This is a genomic window from Frankia sp. Hr75.2, from assembly GCF_949319125.1.
GTDB lineage: Bacteria > Actinomycetota > Actinomycetes > Frankiales > Frankiaceae > Parafrankia > Parafrankia soli.
Genome location: NZ_CASGGV010000016.1, coordinates 1 through 18,920, shown reverse-complemented (window position 1 = coordinate 18,920; position 18,920 = coordinate 1). Strand labels below are relative to the sequence as shown.

Below are 18,920 nucleotides of genomic sequence, written 5' to 3'. Positions count from 1 at the left end.
GGCATTGCCTGTCTCATGCCATCTTGACGGGTAGGGTTTCCGTAGCGGAAGTACCCAGCCCAGCCTCGTAGGAAGGCGTTCACCTGCCGTATGACGGTGTCGACCGGCACCAGTAGCCGCCATACTCAGGGTGATGTTGTCGATGCCGGCTGCGCCGCGGTTGCGGCGCACCTGCTCCCACGCCCGCGCCACGACGTCTTTGCGGTAGACCTTGTCGTAGAGCGTGTGGAACCGCCGTCCGGGATCGGCCTTGGCCGCCCGGTAAAGCGCATGCTGCAAGGCGCGGACCCTGTCCCCACGGACAGCCGCCAGGGTGGACCTAGCCGTAACGGCACTCACCGATCTGTCATCCTCACACCAGCGCGTAGACGAAGTAGCGGCCCTTCCCATCACCGGCGGTTATGTTGTCCGTCCGGCTCGACCGGTAATATGGCCGCCTCCGACGCCCTCCCGACACGCTCGCCCATTTCCCGGTTCCTCGCCGGTTATAGGACGTCGCCGTTCCACAGGTTCCGCTGCCTGTTTCGGCCGGGGAGGGCCTCCCCAGTTCCCGCCGTCGCTGTCTGAACGTTCCGTGCCCCCTACGCCGGGGAGTTCCTCGCGGCTGCATTCCAGGATCTTCACCGCTTCCATGGCCTTCACCCTGATTGAAGGGGCTCGGCTCTCCCTCTTCCCACCTTGCGGCAGGCACTTTAACGGCGCTGCAGGCTTCGCTTTATGCTACGGACCGTCCAGTCGCTCCCCCTTCTCAGGGCTTTTGACGTTGCGCTTCGACGCCGGGCGTTTCCCCCCGACGCCGGCAACCTGCTACCGGGCCTCCTGGCAGCTACCCGGACCGGACTCCCACCGGCAAGCGACGACGAGCTTCAGATCACGTCATGGCCTCACGGGCCACCTCCTGATCACTGGGCGCACTCAAGTTAGCGGTGTAACGGGTGATGTTGGCGCTGCCTGGGACCGCTATGGTCCGACCACCGAGGGTGACGGCTACTTCCGGCCGGCGGACAGGCGTCCATCTGGTTGGGCTTCAGGGGCAGGGTGGGGCGTAGGGCAGGTGTGGGAAGTTGGCGTACCACTCCTTGGAGCCGATCTGGTTCGCCGGGTCGGCGCAGGCGTCGCGGGTGAGTGCCGCGGGGTCGACCGTCCACAGTCGGACAGAGCCGTCGCCGCTGGCCGACACGACGGTCCGCCCGCCGGGGACGAACATCGCCGCGCTCACCGCCTTCGTGTGCCCACGCAGGTCGGTGAGCGGGACGGGGTCGGCCGGGGCGGAGACGTCGGTGAGCCGGACGGTCTCGTCCTCGCTGGCCGAGACCAGGATGGCGCGGTCCGGGCTGAAGGCGACGCTGGTCACCCCGCCGACGCCGCCGGGGGTGGAGCCGAGGTCGACGACCGATCCCGGGCCGTCGGCTCCCGGGCCGTCGACCCGCCAGGTGTGCACGGAGCCGTCGATGCCGCCGGCGGCGAGGGTCGAGCCGTCGGCGGAGAAGGCGACGGACTGCACGGTGCGGCCGGTGCCGCGCAGGGTGGAGCTGGTGGCGGGCCGCGCCGGATCGGCGACGTTCCACAGCCGGACGGAGCCGTCGTCGCCGGCGAGGGCCAGCAGGCCGCCGCGCGGGGAGAACGCGAGCGACCGGATCCCGGCGACGGCGCCGTCGGTCGCCGACCGCCGCTGCGGATGGGCCGGGTCGGTCACCGCCCACAGGCCGACCTGGCCGTCGTCGCCGCCGGAGGCGAGGGTGGCGCCGTCCGGGGCGAAGGCGACGGAGCGCACCCGGTCGCGGTGGAACGCGATGGTGGCGAGCGCGCCGGCGCGGGCGGGGTCGGTCACGTCCCACAGCCGGACGGCTCCGTCGCCGACGCCGGCCGCGAGCAGGTTCCCGCCCGGGTCGAAGGCCACCGAGTAGACCCAGTCACCGACCCCGGAAATGGTGCCGGCGTGGACGGGATGGGCGAGGTCGGTGAGATCCCAGAGCTCGATGGTCCCGGCTTCCGTCCCGGCGGCGAGCAGCCGGCCGTCGGGGCACAGGGCGGCGCTCAGGACGCGGCTGCCCAGCGGGGCCACCACCGGGTCGACGTCGGACGCGAACAGGCCGATCACCGCGTTGCGGGTGGACGCCGACTCCGGCGCGGCGTGGTAGGCCGCGAGCGCGAGCCGGCGGGCGAGCGGACGGTCCTGGAACTGCAGCCGCAGCGCCCTGGCCGCGACCTGCTCGGGCACGCCGGTCGGGCTGGGCGCGCCACGGTTGTCGACCACGACGAGCACGACCGTCGCGACGACCGCGGCGAGGATCGCCGCGAGCAGGGCCATCCCGCGCCCCCCACCTCGGCTCGACCAGCGTCGGCTCCGCCCGGCCGCTCTGGCCCGTCCAGCATCTTTGGCCCGACCTGCCGCTTTGGCCTGACAGGCCGGTCCGGCCCTGCCGGTCGTGGACGGCGCCGGCGACGGCGAGCTGTGCGGGGACAGGACGGTCACCGGGGTCGGCGGGGCGGCCTGCGTTTCCACCGACGACGAGGATGACAGTGATGGCGACGGCGACGGCCGGTTCCCGGGCGTCCTGGGAGCGACCGGCTGGACGAGCGCGGTGACCTCGGCGAGCGGGGGTCCCAGGGGTAGTTCGGCCTCGTCCACGCGCATGTCGAGCAGCCGGGCGTAGAGCTGCTCGGCGGTGGGCCGGTCGGCCGGGGCCTTGCGCATCGCGTCCTCGACCAGCGGGCGCAGGGAGTCCTCGAAGCCGTCGAGCGTGGGGGTGTCGTTGACCGTGCGGTAGAGCAGCGCGGCGGCCGGGCCGGTGCCGAACGGGTAGCGGCCGGTGGCGGCGTACACGAGCACCCCGCCCCAGGCGAAGACGTCCGCCGCGGAGGTGATCGTGTCGCCGCGGGCCTGCTCGGGGGCCATCAGCGCGGGGGTGCCGACGGGGTGCTCCCCGCTCAGGACGGACGCTGTGTCGAGCGCGCGGGCGATGCCGAAGTCGATGACCTTCGGGCCGAGCCGGGAGAGCACGATGTTGCTGGGCTTGAGGTCGCGGTGGACGATGCCGGCGCGGTGGATCGCCATCAGCGCGGTGGCCATGCTGGCGGCGAGCTGGTGCAGCTCGGCGGGGTGCAGCGGCCCGCGCTCGCGCACCACCTCGGCCAGGGTCGGGCCGTCCACGAACTCGGTGACCAGGTAGGGCACGTCGGCGGTGACGTTCACGTCGAGCACCGCCGCGGTGCAGAACCGGGCGACCCGCCGGGCGCTGTCCGCCTCCCGCTTCAGCCGCTCGCGGAACTCGGCGACCCGCGCCAGGTCGGGTCGGACGAGCTTGACGGCCACCTGCCGCCCGGAACCGTTCAGCCCGAGGTAGACGGTGCCCATGCCGCCCGCGCCGAGCCGGCGCAGCAGCCGGTACGGCCCGACCCGCACCGGATCGGCGCCGTCGAACCCATCGAACCCACCGGGTCCATCGGATCCATCGGATCCATCGGATCCACCGAGGCTGGACGAGCTCACCGTCACCCGCTACGGCTGCCGCCGCCGGGGGCGACGGCCGCGCAGGGGAGCCGTCTGGCGGTGGACGGCGAGGGACCCGAAAGCGAGCAGGAACGGCAGCGCCACCGACGGGACGGAGGCGCTCGTGTCCGCGGAGACCAGCATCATGTCGACGCCGGAGGCGAGGTGGGCGCCGCAGTCCGCGGCGACCTGCCGGTGGCCGGGACGGAAGCTCGCGAAGCGCACCACGGTCTCGAAACGGCCGTCCTGGTCGGCGACGGTACGGCCGACGAGCTCGCCGCCGGCGGTCAGGGTCGTCTCCGCGCCCGGGGTGCAGCCGGCGCCCTGCGCGTAGAGGAGGTCGCCGGCGGCCAGCACGTACCGGTCGAAACGCAGCTCCCCGGGTTCGGGCTCGCGCGCTACGGGGGCGCCGGGCGGCGGTGGCGGCGAGCCCGGCCGGGCGATCGGGGTGCAGGCGCCGAGGACGCGCGCCGTGCCCGGCGGGCACTTCGCCGACTCGGCCGGCTCGGCGCACCTGCTCCCGAGCGGGACGGTGACGCCGCCCGGGCAGAACGTGCGGCCGGGTGGGCAGGCGGCGGTGCTGGGCGCGGTGGAGCCGTCCCAGCAGGCGACGGGCACGGGCCGGGCCGACGCCGGCTTCGGGCACGGCTCCCCCACGGCCACGCTGACCGGGGTGTTCGGGCACTGGACGCGCCGGATCGGGCAGTCGCCGGCCGTGCGGGCCCACGAGCCGTCGTCACAGCGCACGACCGGGGCCCCGCCGCTGCCGCCGCTGCCACCGCTGCCACCGCTGCCACTGCTGCCACTGCTGCCGCCGCTGCCGCCGCTCGTTCCGCCGCCGCCTCCGTTTCCGGAGTCCCCTCCGCCGTCGGACGGGCCGCCGGTCGGGTGGTCGCCCGGCGGGCAGCCGGGCAGGGGCAGCGCGTCGAACGGGCGGCCGAGGCTCGGGCAGACGACGGTGCCGCCGCAGTTCCCGCCCGGTGCCGCCGTCGAGCCGGTACCCCGGCCGGCCCCGCAGGGCGGGCTCGATGTGGGGCCTGCGGTCCCGCCAGGGGTGGGGGTCTCCCCGGGATCGGCTGTCTCACCGGGGGTGGGCGGCGGGCAGCCGCGCCGGCGCGGTGCCGCTCCCCCAGCCGCGCACGAGGGCGAGGTGGTCGGAGTGCCTGGCGCGGTCGTCGGGCTGTCGCCTCCCGACCCGGCCCCGCCGGGTGCGGTCGTGCCCGCGATCGTGCCCGCGGGCGCGTCCTGATCGCCGGAGTTCGGCTCGGTAGCGCCGGCCGGCGGCGCCGCTCCGGAACCCGCCGGCGGCGGCACCGGCTCCGCGGACGGCGCGGGCGCAGGGGCAGGGGCAGGCGGTGGCGGTGGCGGTGGCGGTGGTGCCGGCTGTTCGGACGGCGACACAGCCGGCGCTTCGGACGAGGACGTGACCGCCGGCGCGACGGTGTCGAGCGCCGAGGCCGGCACGGCCGCGCCCCCGGCGGGCGGAACAGCACCGATGACGCCGCAGAACAGAGCGGTGAACGCGAGCAGGAGAACACGGAGAACCCACGGTTTCCCGCGCATTCCAGCGGCGCGTCGCCCGCTCACCATCCACCCACCCCCGGAATAGTTTTCCAGCATTGTGAAAGCCGGCCGCGATCCCGCCCGACACGCGGGCCGGTGATCGCCGGTACCACCCAATGGTGGAGTTCGACGGCGGCGCGGCCCCCGAAGTGCGCCACCCGAACGGCGCCCGCCCCCACCCAATACGATTGCGGTGAAGGGCCGCCGAGATCCTGGCCAGCGTAACATCCGATTCGGTGAGCTACCGGCCGGAAGGGGAGATGTGATTTCCGGATCGCGCGGGCCGGCAACGGCACCAAAATGCCGTCTCCTCGCCGCCCTTGTTATCTGCATGACATGGCTCGGGGTATTCTTCGTACCCACCGCCTGGGCGGAGAACGACAATACGACACGGCTGTCCGTCACCATCGACGGCCGCCCCCTCGATGGTGACGTCATCCTCGACGCGTCGGCCGCGACGCGCCTCGTCGTCGGCCTGGAGAACCTCGGCCGGTCGGCGCTCGAGGTCGACTCGGTGCGGCTGAGTGGAACGGTGCTCGGCCTGACCTTCTTCGACTACGACACCCGGGTGCGCACGACCGTCCCGGCCCGCGGCGCGGCGACCTGGACGGTCGATCTCGACCTGCGCGACCTCGCCCGGCGGGCCAGCGGCTCGCTGCCGGTCAGGGTGGAGATCCGTGACACCGATCTCGCCACGGTGGCCGCCGCGAACGGGCACGCCGACGTCCGCGGCTCGCTGTTCTCCACCTACGGCCTGTTCATCCTGGGCATGTTCACGCTCGCGGGCTTGCTGCTCGCGGCGGCCCTGCTCGCGGCGCGGCGGAACGCTCCCGCACCGGCACCATGGCGGCGTGGGCTACGTCTCGTCCCGGCGGGCACGGCGGCGGGGCTTTTCCTGGTTCTCGTGCTGTCGGCGGCGCACCTGACGACCCCGTCGACACCAACCGATCTCGCGATCACCCTCTGCACCGCGCTGATCACCTTCGGGATCGGCCGCGTCCTGCCGGCCCGCACCCCACCCGGAGGTGCGGACGCCAACTAGAAGGCCGCAACGGCATTCGGGTGTGTCCGCGGCAGGCGGCGGTGAGCTCATCGGGCAGGCCGCGGCGGGATTCCTTGAGATGGGCGGGGTCGGTGAGCAGCAGCCGAGTCAGCCGACGTGGGGACAACGGCGGGCGGTCACCCTCGACGCGGCCCTGGGCGATGTGGCGGTAGAGGACCGTCAGCCGGAGAGCCTGTCGAGGTGGCTGCCGTCGGGGTCGACGGCGCGGACGATGCGGCGCCCGATGTCGCCCAGCTGCCGCTGCTGCGCGCGGGTGAGGGGATCGAAGACCAGGGCGCGGACCGCGTCGACGTGCCCGGGGGCGGTCGCGACGATTTTCTCCCAGCCCGCATCCGTGAGGATCGCCAGGGTGTAGCGGCCATCGGTGGGATCCGGCGTGCGGCGCACCCAGCCCGCCTTCTCCATCCGCCCGACCACGTGGGAGAGCCGGGAGAGCGATCCGTTGGCGAATACGGCCAGGGTGCTCATCCGCAGGGTGCGCTCGGGCGCCCCGGACAGCCCCACCAGCACCTGGTACTCGAAGTGACTGAGCCCGGCGTCACGCTGGAGCTGGTCGTCGAGCGCCGCCGGAAGCCTGATCAGCACGCTGACCAGGGCCAGCCAGGTCTGCATCTCCTCGTCGGTCAGCCAGCGCGGCTGCTGCGCGTCCACGCCCTCAGCCTAGCTTGAAGTATCAACCGAGCCAAGGCCGTTGACAACTTGACAGGTCAAGTGATCACGCCTAGGTTGAAATTGAAGCTTCAACTCACAGGCTGGGTGTCCGAGGCTGCGAGTTTGGCCGCGACGCTCACCCACCGGGGTCGTCAACGATCCCGATCCCCCAGGGAGCACACATGCGCGCACTGAACGTCCCGGCCGCGGGCGAGCAGCCCCGGCTGTCCGACCTGCCTGTCCCCGGGCCCGTAGAGGGCACCGTGCTGGTCCGCGTGAAGGCCGCCGGTCTCAACGCCATCGACAACGCCCTGGCCGCCGGAATGATGGCCGAGATGATGCCGCACGCCTACCCGCTGGTCCTCGGTCGTGACGCCGCCGGCGTCGTCGAGGCCGTCGGAGCCGGCGTCGACCACGTCGCCGTCGGCGACGAGGTGATCGGCCACATGTTGCTGGCCCCACCGATTCAGGCCGGCACCCTCGCCGAGTACGCACTGCTGCCCGCCGCCGCCGTCACCCGCAAGCCCGCCGGCCTCGACTTCACCACCGCCGCAGCGCTTCCCCTCGCCGCAGCCGCCGCCAAGACGGCCGTCGACACCGTCGAGCCTGAGCCGGGTCAGACCGTTCTCGTCGTCGGGGCCGGCGGCGGCGTGGGTTCGTACGCCGTCCAGCTGCTCGCGGCACGCGGCGTCACCGTCGTGGCCACCGGCACCGCCGCCGACGCCGGCCGGCTGACCGCGCTGGGCGCGGCCACCGTCGTCGATTACACCGCCGGCCCGGTCGCCGAGCAGGTGCGCGCCGCCTACCCCGACGGTGTCGACGCCCTGATCGACCTCGTCGCCTACACCCCTGACAGTGCGCCTCTGGACGTGGTCCGCAAGGGCGGCAAGGTCGCCAGTACCCTGGGCGCCGCCGACGAAGAGGCCCTCGCCGCCGCCGGCCTGACCGGCACCAGCGTTATGGCCGCCCCCGTCCGCGAGCTCATCGCGGAGCTTGCCGCCCTGGCCGCCGCCGGCACTCTGAAGGTCGACATCACCACCGTCCTGCCCCTCGAGAAGGCCACCGACGGGCTGGCCACTCTCGCCAGCGGTACCGCCCGCGGAAAGATCGTCGTCAAGATCGGCGACTGACAGGACGCGCCCCATAACCACTGACGGGAACACCCGCGGAGACACACCGAACCGTAGGTGACCAACATGTACGGCAGAGACAGGAGATAAGACGGGTGTCTTCTTCGAGCAGCACCAGGACCGCGCCGGAACCCTTGACCGCCCTCAGGTTCTCTGGCGTGGGCGACACCGCAGCGGTTTCGCGTGGCACTGACATCGGGCTGCTGCTCCTACGCCTCGGGCTCGGGCTGACCATGGCGGCGCATGGCAGCCAGAAGCTGTTCGGCTGGTTCGGTGGTGGCGGTCTCGACGGCACTGGCCAGTTCTTCGGTATGTCCGGCTATCCCACGGGCAGGGCTATGGCGGTCATTGCGGGACTCAGCGAGACCCTCGGTGGGCTCGGTCTCGTCTTCGGCGTACTCACTCCACTGGCCGCCGCCGCGATCGTCGGAACTATGATCAACGCGGTGGCTGTGAAATGGGACGGTGGCTTCTTCGCTCCACAGGGAATCGAGTACGAGCTGTTCCTCGCCGTCGCCGGTGCCGCTGTCGCCCTGACCGGCGCCGGTGCCTACGCGGCAGACCGCTTCCTGCCCGTCCTGCGCTCCCACCGGCTTGTCCACGGCGTCGCCGCCCTGGTCCTGGCAGTGCTCACCGCCCTGACTGTCCTACTGATCCGCGGGTAACCCCGCGCAGACCGACACCCTTGTTCGCCCCGGGGGAAGAACGTCTGCTATTCCCGATCGCCCCCCAGGTCCACGACCTGGGGGGCGACCACATCAACAATCACCGTGCCATACACCGGCCGCGGGGTCCGGCGGCACCGCACCCGACGTAGCTACGTGTTCGCGGGCCCCGCTGCCGGAAAACCCGCGCTCACATTCGGCTGCGGCAAGTGAAGAGGCTCTGGAGGGCCCCGGCCGGGGACCACGTCGAGAGGAACGGCTGTGCAGATCAAGGAGCTGGGACACATCGTCCTGTACGTGCGCGACCTGGACCGTTCGGCCCACTTCTACCGCGACATCCTCGGATGGCGCCCGGCCTACTCCGGCGACGAGCCCCTGCGCTACCGCGGGATGGCGTTCAACGCTGGCGGGCGTACCCACCACGAGCTGCTGCTCCTCGAGGTCGGCCGGTCCGCGGCCCCGCTGCAGCGTGGTCGTCACGTCGGCCTTTACCACTTCGGGCTGAAGGTCGGCGACAACGACGACGAACTGCGCGAGGTTCTCGCGACCCTGGTAGCCAACGGCGTCCCCATCCGCGGCGCCACCGACCACGGGTTCACGCACAGCCTGTACATCTTCGACCCCGACGGCAACGAGATCGAACTGTTCGTCGACGTACCCGGCGTCGACTGGGACGACCCCGCGCACTGGACCGACCCGACCGCCCGACCGCTGCGCCTATGACACCACACGGCCTGCCGGACCCCTCTGTACCCAGGGTCACCGCAAAGTCGTGTTCCTGCTGGTCACGAGGATGATTGCTTGGTCGGGACAGCCGGCTACCCGTCCCTCCGTGGTCTGATCAACAAATACGAACGAGCCACAACGGCGCGGCTGATCTTACCGACATAGTGCCCGTCGGCGACGAGAAAACCCGCGAGGCACAGAGCAGACGCACGGACACAGCCGACCATCATGCCGCCGGCCCTGCGTCGTCGCATCACCCCAGGTCACAGGCCCAGGCCGACTTCTGCGACCCCACAGGTGCAGTGGGACAGCTGGTGCGGTCAAGCTGCCCGACGGCAGCGATAATTGACACTTGTCGCTTTGTGGACGGATGTCTATTATCGATTCGTGCACCCCGAGCCGCCGCAGGTACCCCGCCCCCTCGACCGGAGGGTGCAGCGCTCACGCGCGGCTCTGTTCTCGGCCGCGGTGCGCCTGGTGTCCGAGCGCGGCACGGCGGCCATCCCGGTCACCGACCTCGCCGCGGTGGCGGACGTGAGCCGGCAAGTGATCTACGTACAGTTCGGTGATCGTGAGTCGCTTCTGGTGGAGGCCGCGATCGACCTGGTCAGGCGGGAACTCTTTCCGCAGCTCGAGGGCGGCACCGAGGCCGGGCGGCGGCGGGCACTGGCAACGGCGCGGCACTTCGCCCACCACCGGTCGTTCTACCGCGCGATGCTGACCGGCTCGTGCGCGTTCGCCATGACCAGGGCACTGAACGGTGTGCTCGGCTCACTCCAACGGCCGGTCATGCGGATGTTGTTCGGCGAGCTGGACCAAGCCGCGGTGGAGGACCTGACGGCGTTTTTCTCGGGCGGGATGGCAGCGGTCATCAACGACTGGTTGATCGACGGCGAGGACCCGCTCGATCCCGAGGAGTTCACGGACCGCCTGCTCCGCCTCATGTCGGTCGTCACCGCTGGCCAGCACCTCCGAGCGGACGGAGGTCACGTTTGATGACCCGGGCAGCAGTGTCCTCCATAGAAACGATTGGGGTTGGAGAACGTGGCCAGAAAGCGCAAGTTCTCAACGGATAGGCATGTCTCGGCGTTCGCCTGTTTCCTAGCCGTCGCCGTGTTCGGGTCGGCATGTTCCGACGCGTCGGGGCCGGCGTCGAACACGGCGACGGAGACGACTCCGACAGCACCGCCGCGACCTGCGGGACCGGCTGCCGAATTACACGAGCTCAGCGGCGGCAATGGTGTTGGCCTGGGTTCCCCGACGAAGGTCGACCTGGCCGGCACCGGGTACGTCGAGACCGAGTACGCCGCGTCGGGGACGGCAACGTCGTACGACCCGCAGGGTGCGCTCGGTGCCGACGGGCGCTGGACATTCCAACCCGGCACTACCGCCCCGTACACCACCCGGGTGCTCGTACGGCGACCAGCCGCGGACAAGTTCAGCGGCACTGTCGTCGTGGAGTGGCTCAACGTCAGTTCCGGGACCGACTCCGACGTCGTGTGGTCGAGCACGCACGAGGAGCTGATGCGGCAGGGCGACGCGTGGGTCGGTGTCTCGGCGCAGCGCATCGGCGTCATGGGCGGCCCCGCGCTCACCCCGACCGGCGGCGGTAGCGCCACCGCGGGCGGATTGGTCAATACCGACTCCGCACGGTACGGCTCGCTCAACCAACCCGGCGACGGGTACTCCTTCGACATCTTCACCCAAGCCGCGCGCGGGGTACGTGCCGGCGGCGGGGCGATGGGTGACCTGAAGCCGCAGCACGTGCTCGCGGCGGGACAGTCCCAGTCGGCGTACGCGCTCGTCACCTACATCAACGGAGTGCAACCCCTCACCCGCGAGTTCGACGGCTTCCTCATCCACAGCCGGGGCAGCGGCGGCCTTCCGCTCGTCGCGCCCGGTGAGCCCGCCAGCCTCGGCTCCGAGACGGCGACCTCACCTGTGATCATCCGGGCCGACACCGACGTGCCGGTGCTCGAGGTGCAAGCCGAGGGGGACCTACGCGCCCCACTGAACTCCGTCGTCTCGCGCCAACCCGACAGCGGCCAGTTCCGCCTCTGGGAGGTCGCCGGGGCCGCGCACGCTGACGCACACACAGTCGGGCCGTTCGCAGACGCACTCGGCTGCGGAGCGATCAATAATGCACCCATGCACGTCGTCGTTAAGGCGGCACTGCACGCCCTGGAGGAATGGGTAAGCGAGGGGACGCTGCCTGCCACGGCACCGCGGCTCGAGGTCACCCAGAACAGCCCGCCGCAGGTCGCCCGCGACGCCGACGGCATCGCCCGGGGCGGCGTGCGGACCCCACCCGTAGACGTACCGGCCGACGTCCTGTCGGGCACCCCCGGCCCGAACCCCTCCGTGATCTGCAGCCTGTTCGGTTCCACGACACCCTTGCCCGCCGAGCGTCTCACCGCGCTCTACCCGTCCAGTGACGCCTACCTACAGAAATACACCACCGCCGCGGACAGCACGGTCAAAGCCGGATTCGTCCTGCCGGCAGACCGCGACGCGCTCCTCGCCTACGCGCAACCGACCCGCATCCAATAGATCCCTGGCATCGACGGGGCTGTTGCATTCGGGGAAGGCGTGGCGTGCCAGGCCCCGGTCGGACCCGGTGATCAGACAGCGAGGGCGAGTCGGTGAAGGCAGCCGATAGGCGGAGCCGGGGTTCGGTCTCGATAGCGAGTTCGTAATGTCCGCGGCGGATGTTCTGGACAGAGCGCGCCCGGTGCTGATCGTCTGGGCGGAGCGGAGGCGCATGATCAACCTTCGGGCCGCCAGCACGATCACCTCGGGTGGGAACCGGAAGCCGGTGAACTCCGAGACCGAGACCGGTGGACGGGCGGCACGTCGATGCACCATCCGATCATGTCGGATTCTCTACGTCGACAACGACCCCATCGTCCTGGTGCATGCCCGAGCGCTACTCACCAGCACCCCCGAGGGTCGGACCGCGTATCTCGACGCCGACTTCCGCGACCCGGAGACGATCCTGGAGTCCGACCAGCTGCGGGAAACACTCGATCTGAGCCAGCCGATCGCGGTCAGCCTGATCGCGATCGTGCACTTCATCGTCGACGACACCGTCGTCAAGGACCTCATCGATCGGATCATGCGTCCGCTGCCGGCGGGCAGCATCCTGGCGCTGTCCACCTGCACGGCCGACAGCGCGCCCGAGGAGGTTCGAGTCAGGGTGGCCGCGTACAACGCCAACGGCATTCCGCTGGTCGAGCGCGGCCAAGCGGGGGTCGAGCGTTTCTTCCACGGGCTGGAACTGCTCGACCCCGGAGTAGTGCTCGTCAACCACTGGCATCCCGACGAGCAAGCGGCTGCCGTGGACGATGCTCACGTACACATGTACGGCGGAATAGCCCGCAAACCGTAGCCTGCCGAGTCGAGGTTCCTATGGAGTCGCGGGTGCGCGGTCCTGCGCTTGATCATGTGGCAAGGGATGGCGATCGCTGGCAGCGCGACCGGCATCAGCAGCACCGGCAGCAGCCGTACTGGCCGCAGGGCTGCGGTCCTGTTGGGTCCCGACATCGGCCGTCCACGGGTCGCTGCGCCATGCCCCGTCGAGGTCGTCTGTCGAGGGGGGCGTGCTGGCTGCTATCGGGTCGAGGTCGTGGGCCCGTCCACGTAGCTGCTCTCTGACTGAGATGCGCCATAGCCGCATCCGGGCATGGACCTCAGGCCGGGTCAGCTGGACCGCCGTGACGACCAGACCGCCGCCGATCAGGCCGTCCAGCCAGTAGTGGTTGGCCGTTATCACAACAACGGCGATGGTGATCAGTGGATGCAGGATAATCAGCCATCGTGCCCGTGACCGCAGGATGGTCACCACGCCCCAGGCGACCAGGATCGACCATCCGACGTGCAGGCTGGGCATGGCGGCGTACTGGTTGGCTACGGTGTCGCCCGCGGTGTAGGCGGACGGGCCGAAGACCGTTCCGGTGTCCACGAAGGTCACGTCCGGCAGTGTCTGCGGGAGGAACCGGGGTGGTGCCAGCGGATAGAGGATGTGGATGACCAGGGCGACCCCGGTCGAGGCGAGGATGACCGTCCGCACCCGTGGCCACGCGTTGCGGTGTCGTACCAGGACCCAGGCGAGGAAGGCGGTCGACGCCGGGAAGTGGACGCCGGTGTAGACGCGGTTCGCCAGCTCCAGGAGTTGGGTCGAATGCAGTGCGAGCTGTTGGATCGCGGACTCGTTGGGGAGATACAGCAGTCGTTCGAGGTTCCAAACATCCCGGGCGTTCGCCAGGGCCTGCGATTCCCGGCCGACGGCCAGATGCCGGCCCGTCCGATAGAGCATGTAGAGCAGGTCAAGGAGGAGCACTTGGCCGGCGATGGACAGGGCCGTCGAGGTCAGGCGGCCGATCCGTGATCTGTGCCACCACGAGTCCCGTGGGGGCGGCGCGACGTTGCGGGATGCGGACGTCGCCTTGCCGTGTGCATGAAATGACATGCTTACCATGAACGACCCCGGCGCATTTCACACTCTTCTGCCGACATGCCCCTTCAACCCCCTGCTCGTGCCGGCCGATCGGTACGTTAGGCAAGCACCCAGAAATTATGACGCCGCTCTCATCGCGCAGAACCAGCCGTGCTCTACATATTGCCCGTCATCCCCGTCGCGTTACGCCACCGACTGGAAGCGCGCGCGGCACGCGGAGGGCGAGGATGATATGACCCGCCAAATTTCTGGCACCGCGCCAAGGAAGACTGATGAACGACGGAGTCCCCGGTCGGTGTGCTGGACGCGCTGCAGGCGGCCGGCGGCCGGCGACGCGGCGGCCGCGGTGACGAAGGCGAGTTGTCTGGCCATGCCTCTTCCTCTCGTACGCCTGCCTGCCTGCCTGCCTGCCTGCCTGCCTGCCTGCCTGCCTGCCTGCCTGCCTGCCTGCCTGCCTGCCGAGGGAGGATGCCGCTGACCGATCTGGCGGGGTGGCTGCGGCCAGGTCGCCTTCTGAACGATCTGGTGATGGGTAGGTATCTCGATGTCTCCGTAGGTACCGCGCCAGCCTGTCCGACCAGGCCAGTCCCGTCGTCGTCCACGTGCCGACAATCCCAGCTACGGAGAATGCAGTACACGCCGCCCGCCTTACTCCCAGAGAATGACACAGCGTTTTCGATCAGTAGGTATTCGCGCATGGCGGCGAGCGATCCTCCGGAGCCGATCATGTCGGCGGGAGCGTTCTGGGGTTAACGAGCCGAGGCGGATCGGGGTCACCGGACGATCCGGGCGGCGTAGTGTGCCGCCCCTACGCAGGAAGGCGGCGTCGACGCCGCAGGCGCGGACCCGCATCAGCACGTCACGGCGCCCGGGAACGGTGCCAACCCACCTTGTGACGGGTCTATGTGCGCCATGGCCCGGAGGAGACGGGTGTCGACGTATCAGGCTCGGGCAGCAGCCATGTCCCTGGACGGGAGGGCGTGAGGTCAGTTCCCGCTGTTGTCCGCCGGCGGGCACTGGCGCGTTCGTGCCTCCGCCTCGGGGAGGACGACGTCCTTGGCTGTCGCGGTCAGCGACAGGCCTGACGCGTCGGTTGACGCTTCGACGATGCTGAGGTCGAACGGCAGGCCTCCGACTGGGATCGGGACCGAGGGGAGCAGCTCCCCCACGCCACCGGGCACGGGGATGCTGAAGTTGAGTCCCCCGCGCAGGGAGACTTCGGAGGGGACCAGGGTGAGTTCGTTGTCCCGCACCTCGAAGGTGGTGACACCGCCGATCTCCTGGGCGCCGAGCATCGGCACGTCGGCCGTGCCGGAGACCTCGACCTGCTCTCCGCCGTCCACCGGGTTGATCTGGATCTTGCCGGGCTGGTCGGCCAGAAACGTGTTCACATCGTCGTAGTCGAGACGGACCGTTGCTTCAACATCGTCGACCGGAACCTCACCAACGCTGTTGGTAAGGATTTTCTTGACTGGAATGTGAAGTCCTTTGAGGTGCGCTTCGACCGACGAGATGCGGGGGCCGGGTGTTGAGATTCCCTCGACGCTCACTCCGATGTTCTCGAACGTGCCAAACATGATCTGGGTGAGAAACGGGAATCCGCCGATGCTGACATTGCTCACGGTCGGTGGGATGACATCGCAGGCGAGGCTTTCGGTCACGCTCGCCTCGATCTGTTTGGCCATCTGGTCCTCGGCGGCCGAGACCGCGAACCGGTCGCCCGCCACGAGCACCACGAGCTGGACCACCGCGCCGATCGCGAGGATCCGTCGGCGTCGTCGCCACCGGCGGCGCTTCGGGGAGACCGATCCGTCTCCGGGGCCGACGGCAGGCGGGTGACCGTCTGGACCCGCGGGGGTGGCACTGTCCCCTGCGTCCGGATGTGCCTGCCGGTAGTGGTCCTCGCCGGTCTGCGTACCGATGCGACTCCCGGTGGGTGGGTGGGTTCCGCTGTCGGCCCAGGCCGCGTGAGCGGGTTGGGGATCGGCGGATGGGATGGACTGGATCCGCTCCCTCCACAGGGCCTCTGGCCCGGCTGGCATGCCCGGGGTCGGGACACTCCTGCCGATCCCGGCTCTGCCGATCATTTCCGTTGTCCTGCCGGGCGGCGGGGTGACCTCCGGCGCGTCTTGCGCGCTTCCTGCCGGGGAACGCACTGGTCGACCCGGGCGGAAGGCATCGGCGGGTGGCGGCGGTCCAGTCGGCCGATGAGGGGCCTGCTGTGGCGGGGCCGCTTGCTGGGACGGGCCGTGCAGGTCCCAGGTCGGCCGGTCGCCGTCCGGGCCAGGTCTCCGACCCGGTGCCTGAACGGAGCCGTCGTGAGCGGTGTCCGCGGGTTTGTGTTCGTCGCCGTCGGGTGTGTGGTTCACCGAACATCTCCACTCCGCGCCGCGTCGAGTTCCTGGGCGCGGCATCGCCGTTCGCTGGTGGTGTGTCGCGCCCAACCCGGAGCCGGGTAACGGGACGCCGTTTCTTGGTCACGTTGGGGACCTCGACCACTGTGCACCGGAGTGGCCCGCTTCCGCGTCGGCCGGAGGCAGTCATTTTCGGCTACTGCAGGCTCAGTAGAAGCATGACGGGCCGGGTCGCGGGTACTGCGTTCTTCGTAGCCGGAAGTGCCGGCGTACGGACGACGACGGGACCCACCGGTTTCGCGCAGTCTTCTCGTGTACCCGAGAAGATGTGGAGATCTCCCCCGTGGCGACTTTTCTTTATCGGCTGGGCCGTCTGTCGTTCCGGCGGCGCCGATACGTTCTTCTGCTATGGGTGGGAGTGCTGGTCGCCGTCGGTTTCGGCGCGGCCAGGGCGCCCGCCGCCCCGGACGACGCGTTCTCCATGCCAGGTACCGAATCCCAGCGGGCGTTCGACCTCCTGGACGAACGTTTCCCTGGCACCGGAGCGGACGGGGCGGTCGCCCGCATCGTCTTCGTCGCCCCACCAGGCCAGACCCTGACCACACCCGAGAACCGCGCCGCTGTTGAACAGGTCGTCGCGGAGGCCACCGCCAGCCCACAGGTCGCCAGCGCCGTGAACCCCTTCCAGGGCGGGGCCGTCAGCACGGACGCGGCGACCGCCTACGTCACGGTCTCCTACACGGCGATCAGTGACGATCTCACCGACGCCACCAAGGAAGCCCTGCGAACCGCGGTCACAGACGGCCAGGCAGCGGGCCTGACCATCGAGCTGGGCGGGGACGCGCTCACGACCCGACCGGGGGCGGGCGGGGTGACCGAGGCCGTCGGAATCGCGATCGCCGCACTCGTCCTGCTGATCACCTTCGGATCCCTGGCCGCGGCCGGACTGCCGCTGCTGACCGCGATCGTCAGCGTCGGCGTCGGAATCGCCTCGATCATGGCCCTGGCCAGCACCCTCGGCCTGTCCTCGACCACCAGCACCCTCGCGATGATGCTCGGACTCGCCGTCGGCATCGACTACGCCGTGTTCATCGTCTCCCGTTACCGAGAGGAACGCGCCCGCGGGCTGGAACCCCAGGACGCCGCGGCGATCGCGACCGGCACCGCCGGGTCGTCGGTGGTGTTCGCCGGACTCACCGTCGTGATCGCCCTGGCCGGCCTGTTCATCGTCGGGGTCCCGACCCTGACGAAGATGGGCCTGGCCGCCGCGGGCACCGTCGGTATCGCCGTCGGAGTCGCGTTGACCCTGGTCCCGGCACTGCTCGGCTTCTTCCAACGCGCCGTGCTCCCACGCGCCGCACGCAAGAGGACAAGGAAGAAGACCGAGCGCCGCGGGCCCAACGCGGGCACCCGCTGGGCGAACCTGATCCTGCGCCGCCCGCTGCCCGTCCTCATCCTCTCCGTACTCGCGCTGGGGGCGATCGCCCTGCCCGTCCTGGACCTGCGCCTGGGCACGGCCGGCGACGAGGCGAAGCCCACCTCCACCACCGAGCGGCGTGCCTACGACGACCTCGCCGCGGGCTTCGGGCCGGGTTTCAACGGCCCGCTGACCATCGTCGTCGACGCGGCAGATTCCGCCGACGCGCAGGCGGCGGTCACCACGATCACCCAGAGGATCGGCGCAACGCCCGGTGTCGTCTCCGTCTCGGCCGCCCGGTTCAACACCGCGGGCGACACGGCGGTGTTCACCGCGGTGCCGGCCACCGGACCGAGCGAGGCAGCGACCAAGGACCTCGTCCACACCATCCGCGCGCAACGCGCCACGGTCACCGCCGCCACCGGCGCGACGTTCCAGGTCACCGGCACCACCGCCGTGAACATCGACATCGCCCAGAAGGTCCAGGACGCACTCGTCCCCTACCTCGCCATCGTGGTGGGCCTGGCGTTCCTGCTCCTGCTCGTGCTGTTCCGCTCGGTCCTCGTCCCACTCAAGGCCGCCCTCGGGTTCCTGCTCTCCGTCCTGGCCGCCCTCGGAGCAGTCGTCGCGGTCTTCCAATGGGGCTGGCTCGCCGAGCTCATCGGCCTCCACCAGACCGGACCCATCATGAGCATGATGCCGATCTTCATGGTCGGTATCGTCTTCGGCCTCGCCATGGACTACGAGGTCTTCCTCGTCGCCCGCATCCGCGAGGCCCACGTCCACGGCGAGAACGCCCAGGACGCGATCACCTCCGGGTTCGGGTACAGCGCCCGGGTCGTGGTCGCCGCCGCACTGATCATGATGGCGGTCTTCGCCGGCTTCATCGGCACCGCCGAACCGATCATCAAAATGATCGGGTTCGGCCTGGCCACCGCCGTCCTGCTCGACGCCTTCGTCGTCCGCATGACCATCGTCCCCGCCGTCCTCGCCCTTCTCGGGGAGAAGGCGTGGTGGATCCCACGCCACCTCGACCGGGTCCTGCCCCACATCGACGTCGAGGGCGAGACGCTGAGCCGGCCAGCCGCTCCCGCGCCAGCCGCCGGCATCGAGGAGCCCCTCACCCTGGAATCCGCGTCCGCCCGGTGAGCACCGCCCGTCCGAGGACCGCCCGCGCACAACACCGCGGTCCTCGGACGGGGCCCCGTACCGTGAACGCCACGGCCACAGCACCCGACAGGAACCCGCTATGACGATCACCAGCCGGTGGCGGCACATCCAGGACCATCACCGGGGCACCGTGGTGATCGCGCTTCTGGCCTTCGTGGCCGCCGGCCCCGCCAGCAGACTCAACCCGCAGCTTGTCGCCCACGACAGCTCCCCGTACCCCGCGGTCCTGCTT

The 18,920-nt window shown here is 70.4% G+C and carries 14 protein-coding genes and 2 pseudogenes; 9 read left to right on the top strand and 7 right to left on the bottom strand.

Features of this window, described 5'->3' with window-relative positions; translation table 11 throughout:
* The 3 genes and pseudogenes from AC559T_RS01885 to AC559T_RS01875 all read right to left on the bottom strand — a co-directional run.
* Positions 1 to 279: pseudogene (locus tag AC559T_RS01885) on the bottom strand (hypothetical protein); the annotation flags it as partial.
* A 748-nt stretch (positions 280 to 1,027) separates the two neighbouring features.
* A complete protein-coding gene (locus tag AC559T_RS01880) occupies positions 1,028 to 3,406 on the bottom strand; it encodes a WD40 repeat domain-containing serine/threonine protein kinase (protein WP_498867523.1) in 2,379 nt (792 codons plus the stop codon).
* 96 nt (positions 3,407 to 3,502) lie between these two features.
* Positions 3,503 to 3,850 (bottom strand): hypothetical protein, encoded by a 348-nt coding sequence (locus tag AC559T_RS01875; RefSeq protein ID WP_498867522.1) that lies wholly within the window; start codon positions 3,848 to 3,850, stop codon positions 3,503 to 3,505.
* Between the two features lie 115 nt (positions 3,851 to 3,965).
* On the opposite strand from AC559T_RS01875, the gene AC559T_RS01870 reads away from it, so the two are divergent.
* On the top strand, positions 3,966 to 4,742 hold the full coding sequence (locus AC559T_RS01870) for a hypothetical protein (protein ID WP_498867521.1): 777 nt from the start codon (positions 3,966 to 3,968) through the stop codon (positions 4,740 to 4,742).
* Positions 4,743 to 5,387: 645 nt separating this feature from the next.
* Positions 5,388 to 6,098, top strand: coding sequence for a hypothetical protein (locus tag AC559T_RS01865; RefSeq protein ID WP_041254333.1), 711 nt, complete (start codon positions 5,388 to 5,390; stop codon positions 6,096 to 6,098).
* Positions 6,099 to 6,278: 180 nt separating this feature from the next.
* Here the strand turns inward: AC559T_RS01865 and AC559T_RS01860 are convergent, their stop codons facing one another.
* On the bottom strand, positions 6,279 to 6,770 hold the full coding sequence (locus tag AC559T_RS01860) for a MarR family winged helix-turn-helix transcriptional regulator (RefSeq protein ID WP_112107756.1): 492 nt from the start codon (positions 6,768 to 6,770) through the stop codon (positions 6,279 to 6,281).
* 182 nt (positions 6,771 to 6,952) lie between these two features.
* Here AC559T_RS01860 and AC559T_RS01855 point away from each other — a divergent pair, with 182 nt between their 5' ends.
* From AC559T_RS01855 to AC559T_RS01835, 5 genes are all read left to right on the top strand, one after another.
* Positions 6,953 to 7,900, top strand: coding sequence for an NADP-dependent oxidoreductase (locus tag AC559T_RS01855; protein ID WP_498867520.1), 948 nt, complete (start codon positions 6,953 to 6,955; stop codon positions 7,898 to 7,900).
* Positions 7,901 to 8,058: 158 nt separating this feature from the next.
* Entirely contained in the window at positions 8,059 to 8,565 is a 507-nt protein-coding gene (locus AC559T_RS01850; protein ID WP_112107758.1) for a DoxX family protein, read from the top strand.
* 261 nt (positions 8,566 to 8,826) lie between these two features.
* Positions 8,827 to 9,288 (top strand): VOC family protein, encoded by a 462-nt coding sequence (locus tag AC559T_RS01845; RefSeq protein WP_368956985.1) that lies wholly within the window; start codon positions 8,827 to 8,829, stop codon positions 9,286 to 9,288.
* Between the two features lie 390 nt (positions 9,289 to 9,678).
* Positions 9,679 to 10,287 (top strand): TetR/AcrR family transcriptional regulator, encoded by a 609-nt coding sequence (locus AC559T_RS01840; RefSeq protein WP_165938724.1) that lies wholly within the window; start codon positions 9,679 to 9,681, stop codon positions 10,285 to 10,287.
* Between the two features lie 48 nt (positions 10,288 to 10,335).
* Positions 10,336 to 11,841: an alpha/beta hydrolase domain-containing protein gene (locus tag AC559T_RS01835; protein ID WP_498867519.1), complete on the top strand. Its 1,506-nt coding sequence runs from the start codon at positions 10,336 to 10,338 to the stop codon at positions 11,839 to 11,841.
* Between the two features lie 88 nt (positions 11,842 to 11,929).
* On the opposite strand, the pseudogene AC559T_RS01830 reads toward AC559T_RS01835, so the two are convergent.
* Positions 11,930 to 12,057, bottom strand: a pseudogene (locus AC559T_RS01830) (IS6 family transposase); the annotation flags it as partial.
* Between AC559T_RS01830 and AC559T_RS01825 the strand changes: the two are divergent.
* Complete coding sequence (locus tag AC559T_RS01825) at positions 12,053 to 12,679, top strand: SAM-dependent methyltransferase (RefSeq protein WP_498867518.1); 627 nt, start codon at positions 12,053 to 12,055, stop codon at positions 12,677 to 12,679. The pseudogene AC559T_RS01830 and the gene AC559T_RS01825 overlap by 5 nt on opposite strands.
* An 18-nt stretch (positions 12,680 to 12,697) precedes the next feature.
* Here the strand turns inward: AC559T_RS01825 and AC559T_RS01820 are convergent, their stop codons facing one another.
* Positions 12,698 to 13,768 carry a phosphatase PAP2 family protein gene (locus AC559T_RS01820; protein ID WP_498867517.1) on the bottom strand — a complete coding sequence of 357 codons (1,071 nt, stop codon included), beginning with the start codon at positions 13,766 to 13,768 and terminating at the stop codon, positions 12,698 to 12,700.
* A gap of 965 nt (positions 13,769 to 14,733) precedes the next feature.
* The gene (locus AC559T_RS01815) at positions 14,734 to 15,495 is read right to left on the bottom strand and encodes an LmeA family phospholipid-binding protein (RefSeq protein ID WP_498867516.1); all 762 of its coding nucleotides are present in this window, start codon (positions 15,493 to 15,495) and stop codon (positions 14,734 to 14,736) included.
* Between the two features lie 949 nt (positions 15,496 to 16,444).
* Between AC559T_RS01815 and AC559T_RS01810 the strand changes: the two genes are divergently transcribed.
* Positions 16,445 to 18,667 (top strand): MMPL family transporter, encoded by a 2,223-nt coding sequence (locus tag AC559T_RS01810; RefSeq protein WP_498867515.1) that lies wholly within the window; start codon positions 16,445 to 16,447, stop codon positions 18,665 to 18,667.
* Positions 18,668 to 18,920 lie beyond the last annotated feature (253 nt).